The organism is Planococcus beigongshangi (assembly GCF_016820495.1).
Classification (GTDB): Bacteria; Bacillota; Bacilli; order Bacillales_A; family Planococcaceae; genus Planococcus; species Planococcus beigongshangi.
The window spans coordinates 207,673-223,473 of sequence record NZ_JADHDU010000004.1 but is presented as its reverse complement, the minus strand read 5'-3'; the positions used below and the strand labels follow the sequence as shown (position 1 = coordinate 223,473).

Below are 15,801 nucleotides of genomic sequence, written 5' to 3'. Positions count from 1 at the left end.
GTGTCTTCCTCCCTGGAATTCATTAGTTAAATTTATAGCCTCTTGCCGCAAGGATGTTCTTGAGGTCCTGGCGATGCGGCTTGTTCAGGAAATGGGCCATTTGCTGCGACCAGGTAGCCGACTTCTGGTTGGATCCGCGGCTGCCGTAATATTCCTGGATGGTTTTATCATAGGCTGGCAGGATTTCTTCGTACTTGTGCTCATCGTACTCATTTTCATGCAAAATCGCTTCCACCGGAAGACGCGGTTTTACATCATTCGTTTTGCTTGGTACACCGACAGTCAGACCGTAAACCGGGAAAACCCCTTCAGGCAATCCCACCAATTGGCTGATCTCTTCCATATTATTGCGGACTCCGCCGATATAGCAGATGCCGTATCCTTTTGATTCGGCTGCGAGAGCCAGATTTTGTGCCAGCAGCGCTACATCCGTAACAGCAACCAGCAGATTCTCCGCCTGATCGAAGATGATTTCTTCCCCGTTCATCTCGACCGCATGCTTCAGCCGGTTGTAATCCGCACACATCAGGAAAACCGCGCCGGCGCCTTCCATCTGCTTGGCGTTCTTCGATAAGTCACCCAGCTTCCGGCGTTTTTCCGGATCTGTTACCCAAACTATCGAATAGGCCTGCACAAAATGGGACGTTGCCGCATATTGCGCCGCTCCGATCAATTCTTCGACTTGCTGCCGCGTCAACTGCTCTTCTGTATAATCGCGCACAGAAGCGTGGGATTTCATCAATTCAAGTACCATATGTATTCCTCCTAAGTATCGTTTCTTCTATCGTATCAAATTCCTTCCGAGGATACTGTTTCCGTGATTTTTGCTAGAATAAAACCATAGAGGTGATAAAGGTTTGAAACAAGCTAAAATGGCAATTACGATTCTTTTCCTGCTGCTGCTCGGCAGTTTTTTATTTATATGGATACAGCGCGAAATTGCATTCCGGGAAGAATTGGCGGCCCGCCCGTTACCCGATTCGCTGCACCCGATCCTTGAAGAGAAGAGCCGTGAACTGGTGGAAGCGGCGGAGGACATCGGCATCACGATCCTGATTACCGACGGGTTCCGGTCGTTCGGTGAACAGGATATCCTGCATCAGCAGGGACGCAGTTCCGGCGGCAATATCGTGACTTATGCAGAAGGGGGCGAATCCTATCATAATTACGGTCTCGCCGTCGATTTTGCGCTGCAGCTTGATGACGGCTCAGTCGTCTGGGACATTGAGCGCGATGATAACGGCAACGGCGAACCCGACTGGTTTGAAGTGGCGGACATCGGCAAAAGCCTCGGTTTCGACTGGGGCGGTGATTGGAACGGTTTCAAGGATTACCCCCATCTCGAAATGACATTCGGCCTGTCGATCCGCGAATTACAGCAGGGCTGGCGGCCGGAGGATACGTTTGACTGACAAAAGACTGATTGGAAAAACATTCGCCGGGGCGAATGTTCCGTGGATGGTTGCCGCCGGGGCGTAAACCATCCGAAAAACCCGCATATTTTATAAAAATGATTGTTATATGTCGTTTTAATCAGGTGTAATTCCCAGTTATTTGGATATACTGTTCACTTTTAAGTCTAAGATTAGGATTTCCAAATTTATTTCCCAATATTTGGCGATACTTTCCGTTTTGACCTAAATACTTTCCAATTTATCATTTAGATCGCAAATAAAAATTATGTATAATATTTCAAAAAAGCTATAACGTCCATCTAAATCTATATTTCCTATTAAAAACTGTAACTCTCCCCTTTCCGCTACGTCTCATTCAGTAAAGAGGGGTGTTTGGAAATGATAGTCCGAAGCAGTCTTTTCTTATTGACAGTGATCCTGCTGCTCGCTGGATGCGGGACGGGAGAAGATACCGCAAATGGCGATTCTTCTTCAAATATCGGCGATTTTACAGTAAAAGCTACAGAAGCTGAAACAACCGATGGCGATTTCATCTACCGGCTTGTATCCGAAAAAGAGGAGTATGCCAGCGGCGGCCCGGTAGAAGTTTACGCAGAACTTGAATATATCGGCGACGAAGAAAGCATCGATATCTTCCACGCCGGATCCGCGTTCTATTTCCCGATGGAAGAAGAAACACGGGATTATGAAATCCATTATCCGATGATCGAACCTCTGTTGATGACAACTCTCACGAAAGGTGAGCCTCTCCGGGAAAAATACAGCGGCAGCGGTGGTTACAGCGATCTGGATGACGCTGCCTATATCGACTTCTCAAAACAAGTGATGGAAAACCAGTTCCCCCAAGGTTATTACACAGTGAACGGCTATGCTGATTTTTTCACGGAATCTCCAAGCGGTGAGAAAACAGATTATCAGATCCATGCAGAAATCGATTTTAAAGTCATCGATTAAAAAAGCGCATCCCCACCCGGGAACGCGCTTTTTTCTATTACATTTCCTGTCTCAAAGCCTGGATCACATCGATCTGTGTCGCTTTCCGTGCGGGGTTCCAGCCAGATACCATCGCCACTCCGATGCTGATGACGGAAGCGATCACGACAAGCTGCCACGGAATTGTGGAGATGATAATTGTGAAGTCTTCCGGCTGATCTTCGCCAAGCGAACTCATGACGATGATCGGAATCAGCCAATTGGACAGCATGCTGATACCATATGAAATCACGACTGCCAATACGGTACCAATCACTCCGATGGCCGCGCTTTCCATCAGGAATAATTTCCGGATAAGCTTCGGCTGTGCGCCGATCGCTTTCATGACGCCGATTTCACGCGTCCTTTCAGTAACCGCCATTGTCATGGTGTTGAAAATACCGATGGAGGCAATCAATACCGCAATCGTCCCGACAAAAATCAGACCGGCTTTCAATGCGTTGAAGAATACATTCACCGTGCCCAACTCTTCCGTTACGGAATAGACGTAGTAACCGTCTTCTTTCAAGGCATTCGTGATGCCGCCGACATTCTGCAGGTCGTCCGCATAGACGAGAATATTCTCATAGCCCGGCTGCATGTTCAGTTCTTCGTTGAAGATTGCTCCCCATGAACTGTCTGCATAGACACCGGTGTCCGTCATCCAGTCTTTGGCCGGTTCTTTGGCGACTCCCGTCACAACGAATTCCCATGCAGCCATTTCCGTCTTTTCGTCTCCTTCATTCATAAAAGGAGTCAGCTGCAATTCAATCGTCTGGCCGATCAAACTGCCCGCAAAACCGCTGACTTCTTCCCCCTTCTCCTGTTTTTCCTGCTCCGCTTCTGTCAGCAGCATGTCTGCCGTGTGATAGCCGATCACGACCTCATTGGCGTTCGCCGGCATCTTTCCTTCCGACAGTCCGAATCCCGCTTTTTGTTCTTCTTCCATACTCGACAGTACGACATTCGAATAAGTGCTGCGCTCACCGATTACGACTTTTGTTTCAGCATCGGGCCGGTTGCGTTCGACGACCGCTGCCACATGCTGCATTTCACGCATCTGCTGAACTTCCGCATCCGGAATTTCCCCCGGTGACAAATCTGTTTCTTCACCTGCTTTTCCGGCCACTTCAATTTCCGTCACCAGATTATTGTTCAGGACATCGTCCGTAAGCGTCTGATGCAGCCCAAAGCCGATGGATGCGAGGACAATCAAAAATGCACAGCCCATCGTTGCCGCCAGGATAGTGGTGGCGACACGTAATTTATTGCGTTTCATATGTTGTCTGATGAAATCGATCTGATCTTTAAACTGCATGGCGCTGTTCCCCTTTCACCAATTCGCCGTCGTGCAGGTGATATTGCCGGTCTGCCACTGCAGCCACTTCTTCGTCGTGGGTAATGATGACAAACGTCAATCCTAATTTCTTATTCAATGATTGGATCAATAACAGGATCTCTTTTTCCGTTTCCGAATCCAGGCTTCCTGTCGGTTCATCCGCCAATATGATAGGCGCATCCGTTATGAGCGCACGCGCAATGCTGACCCGTTGCTGCTGGCCGCCGGAAAGTTCGTTGGGGTAATGGCCGGAAACTTCCTGGAGTCCGACTTTCCCAAGCATCTGCTGTACTTTCTTTTTACGGTCCGCTTCATCCATGCCAAGGATTTTCAATGGCAGCTCCACATTTTCAAATGCGCTGAGCCCTGGCATCAATTGGAAGTTCTGAAAGATGAATCCGAAGTTCGCAAGCCGGAAACTCGCCTGCTCCGATTCTTTCAATGCGGAAGTTTCCTGGCCATTCACCAGTACGGATCCTGCTTCAGGAGACATGAATCCCGCCAATATATGGAGCAATGTCGATTTTCCAGAACCGCTTTTGCCAAGTATGGCCACAATTTCGCCATTCCCGACTTCCAATGTGACGCCTTTTAATACCGGCACAAGCCGTTCATTCCCTTTTTTCCCAATTTTAAAATGATGTTGAAGTTCGCTGATCGTAATCATTTTTATTCCCCTTTCACTGATATCCAAAGTATAAATGGGAAATCTTAATAAAGATGGAGGGGCTTTCTGAAGATTTTCTTAAGATGCCGTGTGAAAAGGGCTGTGCTTGGGTATTCCTATTAATAAGGGCCGATCAATTAACCGTAATTTCACTGAGGTGTCTTGGCGAAAGTTGCTGTCATCTAAACCGGAGAGGAGGTGTCGTGTGAAGCAGCCAGCCATAATTATTCCTGCATATAAACCTGATGAAAAATGTCTGAATGCTGTCGAAACAATCATCCAGTCAGGATTCAAACAGATTTTTATCGTTGATGACGGCAGTGGTCGTGAATTCGCCCATATCTTCGAGGAGCTTGAATCCCATAAAGAAGTCACGCTTTTGAGGCACGCCGTCAATCAAGGGAAAGGACGTGCGCTGAAAACCGCTTTCCACTACATACTCACCCATCAGCTTCCTTTTGAAGCTGTCATCACTGCGGATGCGGATGGCCAGCATTTAGCCGTTGATATGGTGAAATTAGCACAGAAATTGCATGATGCACCGGATAAAGTCGTTCTTGGCGCCCGTGATTTCAAGCAAAAGAATATACCGTTCAGAAGCCGTTTCGGCAACCGCTTCACGCGCATGCTGTTCAAGCTCACCACTGGCACCGTCCTTACGGATACCCAGACAGGGCTGCGGGGAATACCGGTGAAATACCTGCCGCAGCTGCTGACAGTCCTTGGTGAACGTTTTGAGTATGAGATGAACGCCCTCGCTGCACTTCGAAAAAACGAGATTGATATGGTGGAAGTGACGATTGAAACCGTCTATATCGATGACAATAAATCTTCGCATTTCCATCCATTGAGGGATTCTTTACATATCTATAAAATCTTCATTTTCTACGGGTTGTCCGGAGGCGCCTCCTTTGCGCTCGATATCGGCTTATATTGGCTATTCATCCAGCTGCTCAAGGATTCATCGCCTGAAATGTTCATCATACTGGCAACGGTCGCAGCCCGGATCCTGTCTTCATTATTCAATTATTATATAAACCGCAATAAGGTGTTCAAGCAGGGATCCAGCAAATCCCTGGTCCGTTATTATATTCTGGCAGCGTTCATCATGGTGGCTTCGGCTGGGTCCGTCCATCTGCTTTACGCCGAATGGCTCGGACGCGGCGAAGTGATCCTGAAAGTATTCGTCGATACTGTACTTTTCATATTCGGTTTCGTGGCCCAGCGCGCATGGGTTTTCCGAAAAAAATAGACGGCGAACCCCATAAGGCCGGGACAGATTCCCATTCTGTCCCGGCCTTATTATCATGGACGATAAAAACCCATTGCTTTCCTGACAGATACCTTTATTGTAAAAATTAAGTTATACTGGAAATATGAATTAAAGCAAAGGTGTGAAGAAAATGACTACTGTCCATGAATTTTCCTCGTACGTCTCTAAAAACGCACATTTGATATCGGAAGAAGTTGTCGAATATGTAGTAAGTCACACTGAAATGGAAATTCCCCAAGAAGAAAAAAAGATGGCTTTGTACATGTATATCAAGCTGTTGGGCTTCTACAGCGATTCTTTGGAAGATGATCCGGATGATGAAAAATTCGTGCCGGCACACCTGCTCGAATGGAGCAAGAACAATGCTGAAATGCAGGTCTCCCGCGGAGGAAAGCTTTCAGATGTGATAGTGCGCTACCCGCTGACCCGTGATATATTCGCCGACATCATGGCCCGTATCAGCCTTGAAATGGGTCTGTCCGCAGCCTTGACTGCAACAATCATCAAAAGGATCAACTCCATCCTGGATGTCAGCCTCACTGAAACCGTCTTCGCATTTGAACGCCTGTCTGAAGAGTCGAAAAGCAAATTGCAAAAAGAGCTCCTATCACTTTCTGCACCAGTCGTCCCTATCCGTGATGACATTGTGGTGCTGCCTCTTGTCGGTTTTATCGATGAAGCGAGGGTCACATTCATCATGGAAATGGTGATCCCGAAAATTTCCACAATGGAAGTCGAGTATGTCATCCTTGATTTCTCCGGTGTCCTGACAATCGATCACCGTGTTGCGGAGATGCTGGTCCAAGCCGGTAAAATGCTGAGGATGATGGGCATGAGCGTCATGACGACCGGCTTACGGCCAAAACTGGTCCAGGTCGCCATGCACAACGACATCAAATTCACCTCCCCTTTCTCTTTCAGCACCGTGAAACAGGCTCTTGAAAGTATCGAAAAACTAAAAAATGGCACGCAATAAAAGCTTCTCCTTTCAGGAGAGGCTTTTTTCTGTTGGTAAGAAAGATTTATTGAGCAGAATCAAAGAAGATGCTATACTCAAACAGCATTTATTTTAATGCCGACTAAAACTATAAGAATTAGGGGAGATATAGGATGAAGAAATCTTATCTATTGCTTTTGATGTTGTTCGGAGCTGTATTATTGCTTGCGGCTTGCGGAGATTCATCGGAAGACAACACAACTGAAAACCAGCCGGAAGAGGGCTCTTCCGAAGATCTACTGGCAAAAGTCCAGGATGAAGGCGAGTTGCTGATTGGAACGGAAGGCACGTATCCTCCGTTCACTTTCCACGATGAATCCGGAGAACTGACAGGATTTGACGTTGAAATTGCCCGCGAAGTGGCTGAACGCCTTGGTGTTGAAGCTAAATTCCTGGAAACTCAATGGGACGGCATGTTCGCTGGCCTCGATTCCGGCAGATTCGATATGGTGGCGAATCAGGTCGGTATCCGCGAAGACCGCTTGGAGATCTACGATTTTTCTGATCCATACATCACATCTGCGGCTGTATTGGTGACTAGCGCAGATGAAACGGAGATTACCTCATTTGAAGGCCTTGAAGGCAAAAAGTCAGCTCAATCACTGACAAGCAACTACGCTGACATCGCAAAAGAATTCGGCGCTGAACTTACAGGCGTGGAAGGATTCAATCAGGCAATCGAGCTATTGGTTTCAGACCGTGTCGATGCTACAGTGAACGATAAAATTTCCGTACTGGACTTTTTGAAACAGCGTCCGGATGCCCCGATTCAAATTGCCGACGAATCTGATGACGCTTCACAAAGCGGATTGCAGTTCAGAAAAGACAGCGGCGCGATTATCGATGAAGTGAACAAAGCCTTGGCAGAAATGATCGAAGACGGAACATACGAAGAAATTTCACAGAAATGGTTTGGCGAAAATGTACTTGAATAGTATTTTCACAAACCCTGAACGTTTAGAACGGTTACTGGACATTGCCCAGTCATCGTTCCTTCCTTTATTGGAAGGAGCAATCCAGTATACGATTCCACTGACACTGATATCATTCACGATTGGGCTGGTGCTGGCAACATTGACGGCGCTGGCCCGTATTTCAACGATTAAGATCCTTCAGATCGTGGCGCGGATCTATGTCTCCATCATTCGCGGCACGCCGCTGCTCGTCCAGCTGTCGATCCTCTTTTATGGATTGCCGACTGTCGGCATTACATTGGAGCCTTTTACAGCGGCCATCCTCGGATTCTCACTGAATGTCGGGGCATATGCTTCTGAAGTGATCCGGGCAGCGATTCTATCCATTCCAAAAGGGCAATGGGAAGCGGCCAACACCATCGGCATGACCTACAGCCAGTCGCTGAAGCGGATTATCCTGCCGCAGGCATCACGGGTATCCATCCCGCCTTTGTCGAATACATTCATCAGCCTGGTCAAAGACACTTCACTGGCTTCCTTCATCCTGGTGACGGAAATGTTCCGGAGAGCCCAGGAAATTGCAGCTTTCAACTACGAATTCCTGCTCCTGTATGCGCAGGCCGGTCTGCTGTATTGGATCATCTGCTTCCTTCTCTCACTGGTTCAGGGGCGACTGGAAAATCGTTTTGACCGCTATGTAGCAAAAACATGAATTCAATTCTCTATATGAAAGGAGCATTCTATGATTGCAATAAATAATCTGCATAAGAGCTTTGGCGATCTTGAGGTATTGAAAGGCATCGACCTCAATGTGGAAAAAGGCCAGGCTGTCGTTGTCATCGGCCCTTCCGGATCCGGTAAGACGACATTTCTCCGCTGTCTGAACATCCTGGAAACGCCGACTGCCGGGACTGTGGCGATTGACGGACATGTGGCAGATTTCTCAAAACCGTTATCAAAGAAGAAAATAACGGAGTTCAGAAAACAGTCAGCCATGGTTTTTCAGCATTATAATCTCTTCCCTCATATGACTGCCCTTGAAAATGTCATGGAAGGCCCGGTCACCGTCCAAAAAATCGATAAGCAGAAAGCCCGTGCAAAGGCGGAAGATTTACTGGTAAAAGTCGGCCTGAAGGAAAAGATGAACGAATACCCGTTCCAGCTTTCCGGCGGCCAGCAGCAGCGTGTCGGCATTGCACGCGCTTTGGCCCTGGAACCGAAAGTGATGCTTTTCGATGAACCCACTTCAGCGCTGGATCCTGAACTTGTCGGGGAAGTTCTTCAAGTCATGAAAGAATTGGCTTTGGAAGGTATGACCATGGTCGTCGTCACGCATGAAATGCGTTTTGCAAAAGGCGTCGCGGATGAAGTCCTGTTCATGGATGCCGGACGCATCATCGAACGCGGCACACCGCAGGAAATCTTCGACAATCCGAAAGAAGAACGGACGAAGCAATTCCTGAACCTGATCCAAAAAGCGGATACGATTTAAGAAAAGCGACAGCGAGAGATAGCCCAAACTCGTTTGGGCCTATCTCTTGCGACGAAGCAGCGTAGCACTGCAGGAGCAACTGCAGGAGCACTGTAGGAGCAACTGCACTGGCTTATGGCACGAAGAGCTGGGCCGCTGGGGTCTGTACACAAAAAAACCAAGTCCGAAAACGGGCTTGGTTTTTTTGTTCTTAAATATTAATTTTTACATCTGCGCCTTCGCGAAGTTCAGCCACTAATTCCTCAACGGCTGTGTTTTCTTTCTGCATGGCAATCTGTCCTTCAAGTTCAGACTTTATATCTTCCAAAGGAGGCAAGTCTCCGCCACCCATTTCTTCCTGCTGAGCCAATAGCCCATCATAGAATTCCTGGACTTCCTCTTCAGATGGCTGAATATCTCCCGCTTCCTCGGCGATCAATTTATCCATCTTCACTTGTGAGGCCACTTGTTCCATCACTTCTTCTTCCGAAAGCCCCTGCTCTTCAAGCGCAGCCAAAAACTCATCGGAAGAAGCGAGACCGTTCTGTTCTGCCAACGCAGTCAATGTTTCTTCCGTTTCTTCGTCAGTCGCTTCAATTGAACGATTGTCCGTTTCCTGCATCAGCAAACGCTGTCCGACAAGACTTTCGGCAATCTGGGTTTTCAATTGATCCTGATCGACTTCCTGGCCGGACATCTGTGCCTGCATCGCAATTTGCTGGAATTGTGCAACGTAAGCAGACTCGAATTCGGCTTTTTTGATTTCTTCGCCGTTTACTTCAGCTACAAGATCAGGTACTCCTTCAAGATCCGGCTCCGGCATTTCCAGCTGTTCAGTTGCCTCGCCATTTTCTCCTGCCGCTTGTTCCTCTGTGGCTGTTTCTTCTTCATTCGTATTGTCATCCTCATTGCCGCATGCCGCTGTTACCAAAACTGAGGCACCGATCAATAGGCTTAAAAGCATTTTATTAGTCAAATGAATTCCCCTTCCAAATCTTAATGGACGTAATTGTATCACATACAGGTCGTATGTAAACCGAAAACCCTCATGTCCATCGTGGTCAGAAAAGGCATTTTTTCAGGCATTTTCCAAATCCGCCTCAAGAGACACCGCCTTTAATCTTGAAGCTTCACTTCAAGAACACGGTATTGTCCCGCCTCAATTTCATCACCAAATACCAGCGGAATCGGCTCCACAAATATCGGCCCATCTATGATGACTGTATGAAATTCCCCTTCTTCACCGCAAGCATCGATGTCGAGTGTTTCCAGTTCTTCAATCAGTTCGTGCGTAAATTCACGTCCAAGGAATTTCGCATCCATGCGGGCAGTATCCACCACGGTGATGACAGCTTTGAACCCTTCGGCAATCAATTCTTCCAGCAATTCCCGTCGCGGCCGCCCCCATAACGGATGGCTCACCCCGATCCCGGCTTCTGCACTGACTTTCTGCACCCATGCGCGGTGGTCTTCCAGATCGATATCACCGTATACTCCCATATCGATGCCTTCACGTTTGAAATTCTTTAATCGATCGATAAACTCTTTTTCATAGCCATTCCAGTCCGCCTTGCCGATTTCCAGTGGCAGCCCCATCCGTTCAGCCTGCGCTTCCAGAACTTCGAGCGGCAAACCGTGCGAACGTGATTTGGACCCATCTTCTTCAAACATCGTCAGCAGGGCAACCGGAACATTTCCTTCCAGCACTGCACGGTAATAAGCGAGAGCGGAATCTTTCCCGCCGCTCCACGACATCACAAACGTTTTTTGCATGACGCACCTCTTCCGTAAATTCTTTTCCAGCGTAAATACTTCGACACTTCAGCAACGAAACCTCTTCACCTCATAATAAAAGCGGCCGGAACAGGAGTCCGGCCGCTGCGTTCTACTTATTTGCCAACCATATTCTCAGGTTTGACCCACTCATCAAATTGCTCAGCTGTCAGATGTCCGCTCTTCACCGCAGACTCTTTCAATGTCGAGCCTTCGTTATGGGCCTGCTTCGCGATTGCTGCCGCTTTTTCGTAGCCGATATGCGGGTTCAGCGAAGTGACAAGCATCAATGAGTTGTTTACGTGATTCTGGATAACATCGAGGTTCGCTTCGATGCCGACTGCACAGTGATCGTTGAAGCTGATCAAGCTGTCTGCCAACAGGCGAACAGATTGCAGGAAGTTATATGCGATAACCGGTTTGAATACGTTCAACTCGAAGTTCCCCTGGCTCGCAGAGAAACCGATTGTCGCGTCATTCCCCATTACCTGTGCCGCCACCATCGTCAACGCTTCACTTTGCGTCGGATTGACTTTACCAGGCATGATCGAGCTTCCCGGTTCGTTTGCCGGAATCGTGATTTCACCGATGCCGCTGCGTGGACCACTTGCCAGCCAGCGAACATCGTTTGCAATCTTCATTGCGTCTGCCGCCAGCGCTTTGATCGCGCCGTGTGCGTAAACCATTTCGTCATGGCTGGTCAGTGCATGGAATTTATTTTCAGCTGAAGTGAATTCAGAGCCGACCGCTTCCGCGATGAATTCTGCCACATAGCCGCCGAATTTCGGATCTGCGTTGATCCCTGTTCCAACAGCTGTTCCGCCGATAGCGAGTTCACGCATATAGTTGACGCTTTCGCTGATCATGCGCTCGCTCTTTTCAAGCATATGTTTCCAGCCGCTGATTTCCTGGCCAAGCGTAAGCGGTGTCGCATCCTGCAGGTGAGTACGGCCGATTTTGATGATGTCATCAAATTTCTCCGATTTCTCAGCCAGCGTCGCTTTCAATTTCTGAACAGCCGGGATCAATGTCTCAGTCACAGCCAAGACGCCTGCTACGTGCATAGCCGTCGGATACGTGTCATTCGAACTTTGGGACATGTTCACGTCATCGTTCGGGTGCAGTTTCTCTTCCGAATTCTGCTCAGCAAGAATTTCATTGCCGCGGCGTGCGAGTACTTCGTTCATGTTCATGTTCGACTGCGTTCCGCTGCCTGTCTGCCAGACAACCAATGGGAAATGGTCGTTCCATTTGCCTTCGATTACTTCGTTGGCTGCTGTTTCGATCGCTTTCATCTTCGCTTCAGATAATTTCCCAAGCTTATGGTTCGCTTTCGCTGTCGCTTTTTTCAATTGGGCGAACGCCATGACGACTTCATGCGGCATACGCTCCGTGCCGATCGCAAAGTTCTGGACGCTGCGTTGAGTTTGCGCCCCCCACATTTTGTCAGCTTCAACCTGAATTTCACCAATCGTATCTTTTTCTGTACGATATTGCATTTCATTCACTCCAATTCTTATGTCTAATGAAACCTTCTCTTCTATTAAACACAAAATAAGGCAAAAAAGCGACTAATCTATAGAAAAGCGAAAGCGCCCGTGTAGATTCGACGGGCATAAGACGCTCTGCCGAAGCGGCTTGTTTTCAGCCGCACAGCCAGAGTGGCTTATGACACTAGAATCTGGGCGCTGGAGTCTGGACAAGAGGAAAAGCCGCTAGATACCTTATAAATTTTGCTGTAAAAAATACTCCTCTATAATTTCCTCATCCGAATGCGGAATATACTCGCCTTTTACAATCTGCGAGCCGTTGATGCAGCCGCTCGATAAGACAATCAGATCTTCCGGCCCGCTTGCCTTCAATGCTTCGAGTACGGCACCGCGACGCGACGCCGCCCTCCGCACTTCCTGTTTATAAGGGATGGTGAACCCTTTGATCACCTCATCAACGACATCGTCCGGGTCGTTATAACCGGGATGGTCCACAGTCACAACGATCATGTCCGCCTTGCCTTCTGCCGCTCTTGCCATTTTCGGCATCTTGGCAAAATCACGGATGCCGATTCCGGCAACCAATGCGATCAAACGCCGATACGGCAATTTTCTTGCCTCTCTCAACACCAGGTCAATGGCAACCGGTGTATGCGCATAATCGAGGATGATTTTCCTGCCTTCAGGTCCGGCGAGAACCTGAAAACGCCCTTCGACTTGCGGCATATCGGCCATCACACTTAAAATCTCTTCAAATGATTTTCCTGCCAGCAATGCCGCTGCGATCGCCGCCGTCAGGTTGCCGGCATTGTATTCGCCGAACAGCGGGACTTCGACAGGCCGCTTGACGCCTTCATATATCAGTTCAAAAGCCAGCCCATCATCAAGTGTCCGGCAGTTCTGCCAGATCAGGTCGGCTCCGGACGCAATATCCGCGCTATAAGTCAGGACAGGGTACTGGACCACTTCCAAAATTTCTTTCGACATGCCAGCATCATCCAGATTCACGACTGCGGATTTCGCCTGACGGAACAAAGCCAGTTTTGAGTGGAGATAATGTTCGAATGTCTTATGGTATTCCATATGTTCTTCTGAAATATTCGTATGGATGGCCACATCGAACACGATTCCCTCCACTCTTTTCTGATCCAGCGCAATTGAAGAAACTTCCATCGACGCCGCTAGGTCACCCTGGGCAGCAAGCTGGGAAAAGACATTATGGATATCAGATGAAATGGGTGTCGTCGGTGTGCTCTTCCTATAGTCCAGTTTGCTTTTCGAGGACCAGATTCCCGTAGTCCCGAGGAAACCGCAAGGCAGCCCAAGCCGGTTGAAAAGGTTATAAACGTAGGTTGCCGTGGTGGTTTTACCATTTGTCCCCGTTACACCGACTTTAATCAGTCTGTCCTGGGCATTCTTATAAAAATAAATTGAAATATGCGCTAAAGCAGTCCTGGAATCTTCCACATGGAGGAATGTCAATTGAGGATATAAACTAAAAAATTTATCCAAGATATCCTTATTGGTGCCGATGATCGTGCCGGCTCCTTTATCGATCGCTTCCTGGATATACAGATGTCCGTCTGTATTTTCACCGGTCACACAAAAGAAAGCGGATCCTTCTTCGGTATCCACTGAATTATAAACGATGGAAGTAATATCCCGGGCACGCGGCCCGCTTATGGACAGGAGCGGCAATTGGGGGATTTCGTCAAATTTTACGTTCATAGGATACTCCTTAAATTGATGTTTTTTCGTTCAAATGAAAATCTCTTCTATATAAATATGTATCTTCATTCAATTATCATTGTTCAACTCTTAAAAATAGCAGAGGAGCATTTTCCCATCAAAAATGTGATTTTCATACTATCAGCCTATCTTTTCCCCTTATGCTTTCTTCTGAAACCAAAAACAGCCCCAAAAAGCAAAAGCTTTTTGAGGCTGTCTCTTAAATTTCTATTTTCTTTTCATCTACTGCTGTTTCCTTTTCCGCCAATTCATAGCGCAATTGCTCGATTGTGCTGGTGTAATCGTTTTTACCGCTCATGTTCTCAAGCATTTCCCGGACATCGATTCCGGAGGATTCCTTCAGCGTTTCCTGCAACGTGGACATCAAGTTCGTTGCATACGATGTGACTTTATTGGCACCGCCGCCTTCTCCGCCTCCCGTATCCACAACTGTGATCTTGTCGATATTCGAAAGCGGGCTTGCAATCTGTTTCGCGTATTCCGGAAGCATTTTGACGATCATATCCAGAGTGGCTGCCTGGCCGTACATTTCGAATGCTTCGGCGATTTTGCGTTTCGCTTCGGCTTCGGCAAGACCTTTCAGGCGGATGACATCCGCTTCGGATTCACCCTGGGCACGCATGGAATCAGCTTTCGCCATACCATCCAAGCGAACTTTCTCTGCATCGGCTTTGGCCATCGCCTCGACGCGGTATTTCTGTCCGTCTGCATCGGCAAGCTGTTTGGATTTCTCAGCTTCCGCAGCCTGTTCAACAGAATAGCGGTCCGCATCCGCTTTTTTCTTCACTTCAGAATCATACTGGCGCTCACGGCGCTGAATTTCTTTTTCTTCAAGTTCAATCTGTTTTTGACGCTCGATAATCTGGATCTGCATTTCCTGCTCGACAACTTCCTGTTTTGAACGGGCTGTCTCTAGCTCGTACGCCTGATCGGCACGTGCTTTCGCGCTGTCCTGCTCACGCCGGTATTCAGCGACTTTCAATTGATTATCTTTTTCCGCTTCGGCAATTTCAGTAGCGCGCTGAATTTCGGCACGCTGGGCTTCTTTGCCGGCTTCGGCACGTTTGATCCGTGTCTCCATTTCAGATTCGGCTGTTGAGATATCCGCATCACGTTTCACCTGCGCGATCCTTGCTTTACCGAGGGAATCCAAATAACCGTTTTTATCACGTACATCTTTGATCGTGAATGACACGATGATCAAGCCCATTTTTGCCAGGTCATGCGACGCTACACGCTGCACTTCCTGCGAGAATTTATCACGGTTTTTGTAAATCTCTTCGACTGTCATCGACCCGAGGATCGAACGAAGATGCCCTTCCAGCACTTCTTTCGCTTCGTTTTCCCGGTCTTCTTTTGACTTGCCCAGGAATTGCTCGGCTGCTGTTGCGATTTCAGAAATCGAACCGCCGATTTTGATGATGGCCGTTCCGTCTGCCATAACCGGTACACCCTGTTCCGTATAGACTTCAGGTGTCGTCACTTCCAATTTGCTTGATAACAGGCTTAGCGGTGCCGCCTGTTGGAATACCGGCAGCAGGAATGTCCCCCCGCCTCTGATGATCTTAATGCGATTGCCCGAATCATCCGTATGGACGTTTTTCGATCCGAGGTAACTCCCTGTGACAATCAGCGCTTCATCCGGCCCCACCGTCTTATACTTCGTTACGTAGACACCGATGATCGCCAGGATGACAAAAGCGACAATCCCGATTACATACCACAATCCCATTTCCATTCC

At 48.1% G+C, this 15,801-nt stretch carries 15 protein-coding genes; 7 read left to right on the top strand and 8 right to left on the bottom strand.

What is annotated here, in order from left to right; all coding sequences use genetic code 11:
* Nucleotides 1–22: 22 nt before the first annotated feature.
* Nucleotides 23–754 (bottom strand): NADPH-dependent oxidoreductase, encoded by a 732-nt coding sequence (locus IQ294_RS11165; RefSeq protein ID WP_203334112.1) that lies wholly within the window; start codon nt 752–754, stop codon nt 23–25.
* A 103-nt stretch (nt 755–857) separates the two neighbouring features.
* Between IQ294_RS11165 and IQ294_RS11160 the strand changes: the two genes are divergently transcribed.
* Nucleotides 858–1,412, top strand: a complete 555-nt coding sequence (locus IQ294_RS11160; RefSeq protein WP_238942786.1) for a M15 family metallopeptidase — start codon at nt 858–860, stop codon at nt 1,410–1,412.
* A gap of 381 nt (nt 1,413–1,793) precedes the next feature.
* A complete protein-coding gene (locus IQ294_RS11155; RefSeq protein WP_238942785.1) occupies nt 1,794–2,369 on the top strand; it encodes a hypothetical protein in 576 nt (191 codons plus the stop codon).
* 37 nt (nt 2,370–2,406) lie between these two features.
* Here the strand turns inward: IQ294_RS11155 and IQ294_RS11150 are convergent, their stop codons facing one another.
* A complete protein-coding gene (locus IQ294_RS11150; RefSeq protein WP_203334111.1) occupies nt 2,407–3,705 on the bottom strand; it encodes an ABC transporter permease in 1,299 nt (432 codons plus the stop codon).
* Nucleotides 3,695–4,393 carry an ABC transporter ATP-binding protein gene (locus IQ294_RS11145; RefSeq protein ID WP_203334110.1) on the bottom strand — a complete coding sequence of 233 codons (699 nt, stop codon included), beginning with the start codon at nt 4,391–4,393 and terminating at the stop codon, nt 3,695–3,697. Before IQ294_RS11145 ends, IQ294_RS11150 begins: the two co-directional genes overlap by 11 nt.
* A gap of 205 nt (nt 4,394–4,598) precedes the next feature.
* Between IQ294_RS11145 and IQ294_RS11140 the strand changes: the two genes are divergently transcribed.
* From IQ294_RS11140 to IQ294_RS11120, 5 genes are all read left to right on the top strand, one after another.
* Nucleotides 4,599–5,645: a glycosyltransferase gene (locus IQ294_RS11140; RefSeq protein ID WP_203334109.1), complete on the top strand. Its 1,047-nt coding sequence runs from the start codon at nt 4,599–4,601 to the stop codon at nt 5,643–5,645.
* A 151-nt stretch (nt 5,646–5,796) separates the two neighbouring features.
* Nucleotides 5,797–6,642 (top strand): STAS domain-containing protein, encoded by an 846-nt coding sequence (locus IQ294_RS11135; RefSeq protein WP_203334108.1) that lies wholly within the window; start codon nt 5,797–5,799, stop codon nt 6,640–6,642.
* 134 nt (nt 6,643–6,776) lie between these two features.
* Nucleotides 6,777–7,598: an amino acid ABC transporter substrate-binding protein gene (locus tag IQ294_RS11130; protein ID WP_203334107.1), complete on the top strand. Its 822-nt coding sequence runs from the start codon at nt 6,777–6,779 to the stop codon at nt 7,596–7,598.
* Nucleotides 7,585–8,289: an amino acid ABC transporter permease gene (locus tag IQ294_RS11125; protein WP_203334106.1), complete on the top strand. Its 705-nt coding sequence runs from the start codon at nt 7,585–7,587 to the stop codon at nt 8,287–8,289. The genes IQ294_RS11130 and IQ294_RS11125 overlap by 14 nt, the downstream gene beginning before the upstream one ends.
* A 30-nt stretch (nt 8,290–8,319) precedes the next feature.
* Complete coding sequence (locus IQ294_RS11120) at nt 8,320–9,069, top strand: amino acid ABC transporter ATP-binding protein (protein ID WP_203334105.1); 750 nt, start codon at nt 8,320–8,322, stop codon at nt 9,067–9,069.
* A 190-nt stretch (nt 9,070–9,259) separates the two neighbouring features.
* On the opposite strand, the gene IQ294_RS11115 is transcribed toward IQ294_RS11120, so the two are convergent.
* The 5 genes from IQ294_RS11115 to floT all read right to left on the bottom strand — a co-directional run bounded on the left by IQ294_RS11115 (nt 9,260) and on the right by floT (nt 15,798).
* Entirely contained in the window at nt 9,260–10,024 is a 765-nt protein-coding gene (locus tag IQ294_RS11115; protein WP_238942784.1) for a SurA N-terminal domain-containing protein, read from the bottom strand.
* 140 nt (nt 10,025–10,164) lie between these two features.
* On the bottom strand, nt 10,165–10,821 hold the full coding sequence (locus tag IQ294_RS11110; RefSeq protein ID WP_203334104.1) for a Dph6-related ATP pyrophosphatase: 657 nt from the start codon (nt 10,819–10,821) through the stop codon (nt 10,165–10,167).
* A gap of 116 nt (nt 10,822–10,937) precedes the next feature.
* On the bottom strand, nt 10,938–12,320 hold the full coding sequence (gene fumC, locus IQ294_RS11105; protein WP_203334103.1) for a class II fumarate hydratase: 1,383 nt from the start codon (nt 12,318–12,320) through the stop codon (nt 10,938–10,940).
* A 225-nt stretch (nt 12,321–12,545) separates the two neighbouring features.
* A complete protein-coding gene (locus IQ294_RS11100) occupies nt 12,546–14,039 on the bottom strand; it encodes a UDP-N-acetylmuramoyl-L-alanyl-D-glutamate--2,6-diaminopimelate ligase (RefSeq protein ID WP_203334102.1) in 1,494 nt (497 codons plus the stop codon).
* A gap of 220 nt (nt 14,040–14,259) precedes the next feature.
* Nucleotides 14,260–15,798, bottom strand: coding sequence for a flotillin lipid rafts scaffold protein FloT (floT, locus tag IQ294_RS11095; RefSeq protein ID WP_203334101.1), 1,539 nt, complete (start codon nt 15,796–15,798; stop codon nt 14,260–14,262).
* Nucleotides 15,799–15,801: the final 3 nt, after the last annotated feature.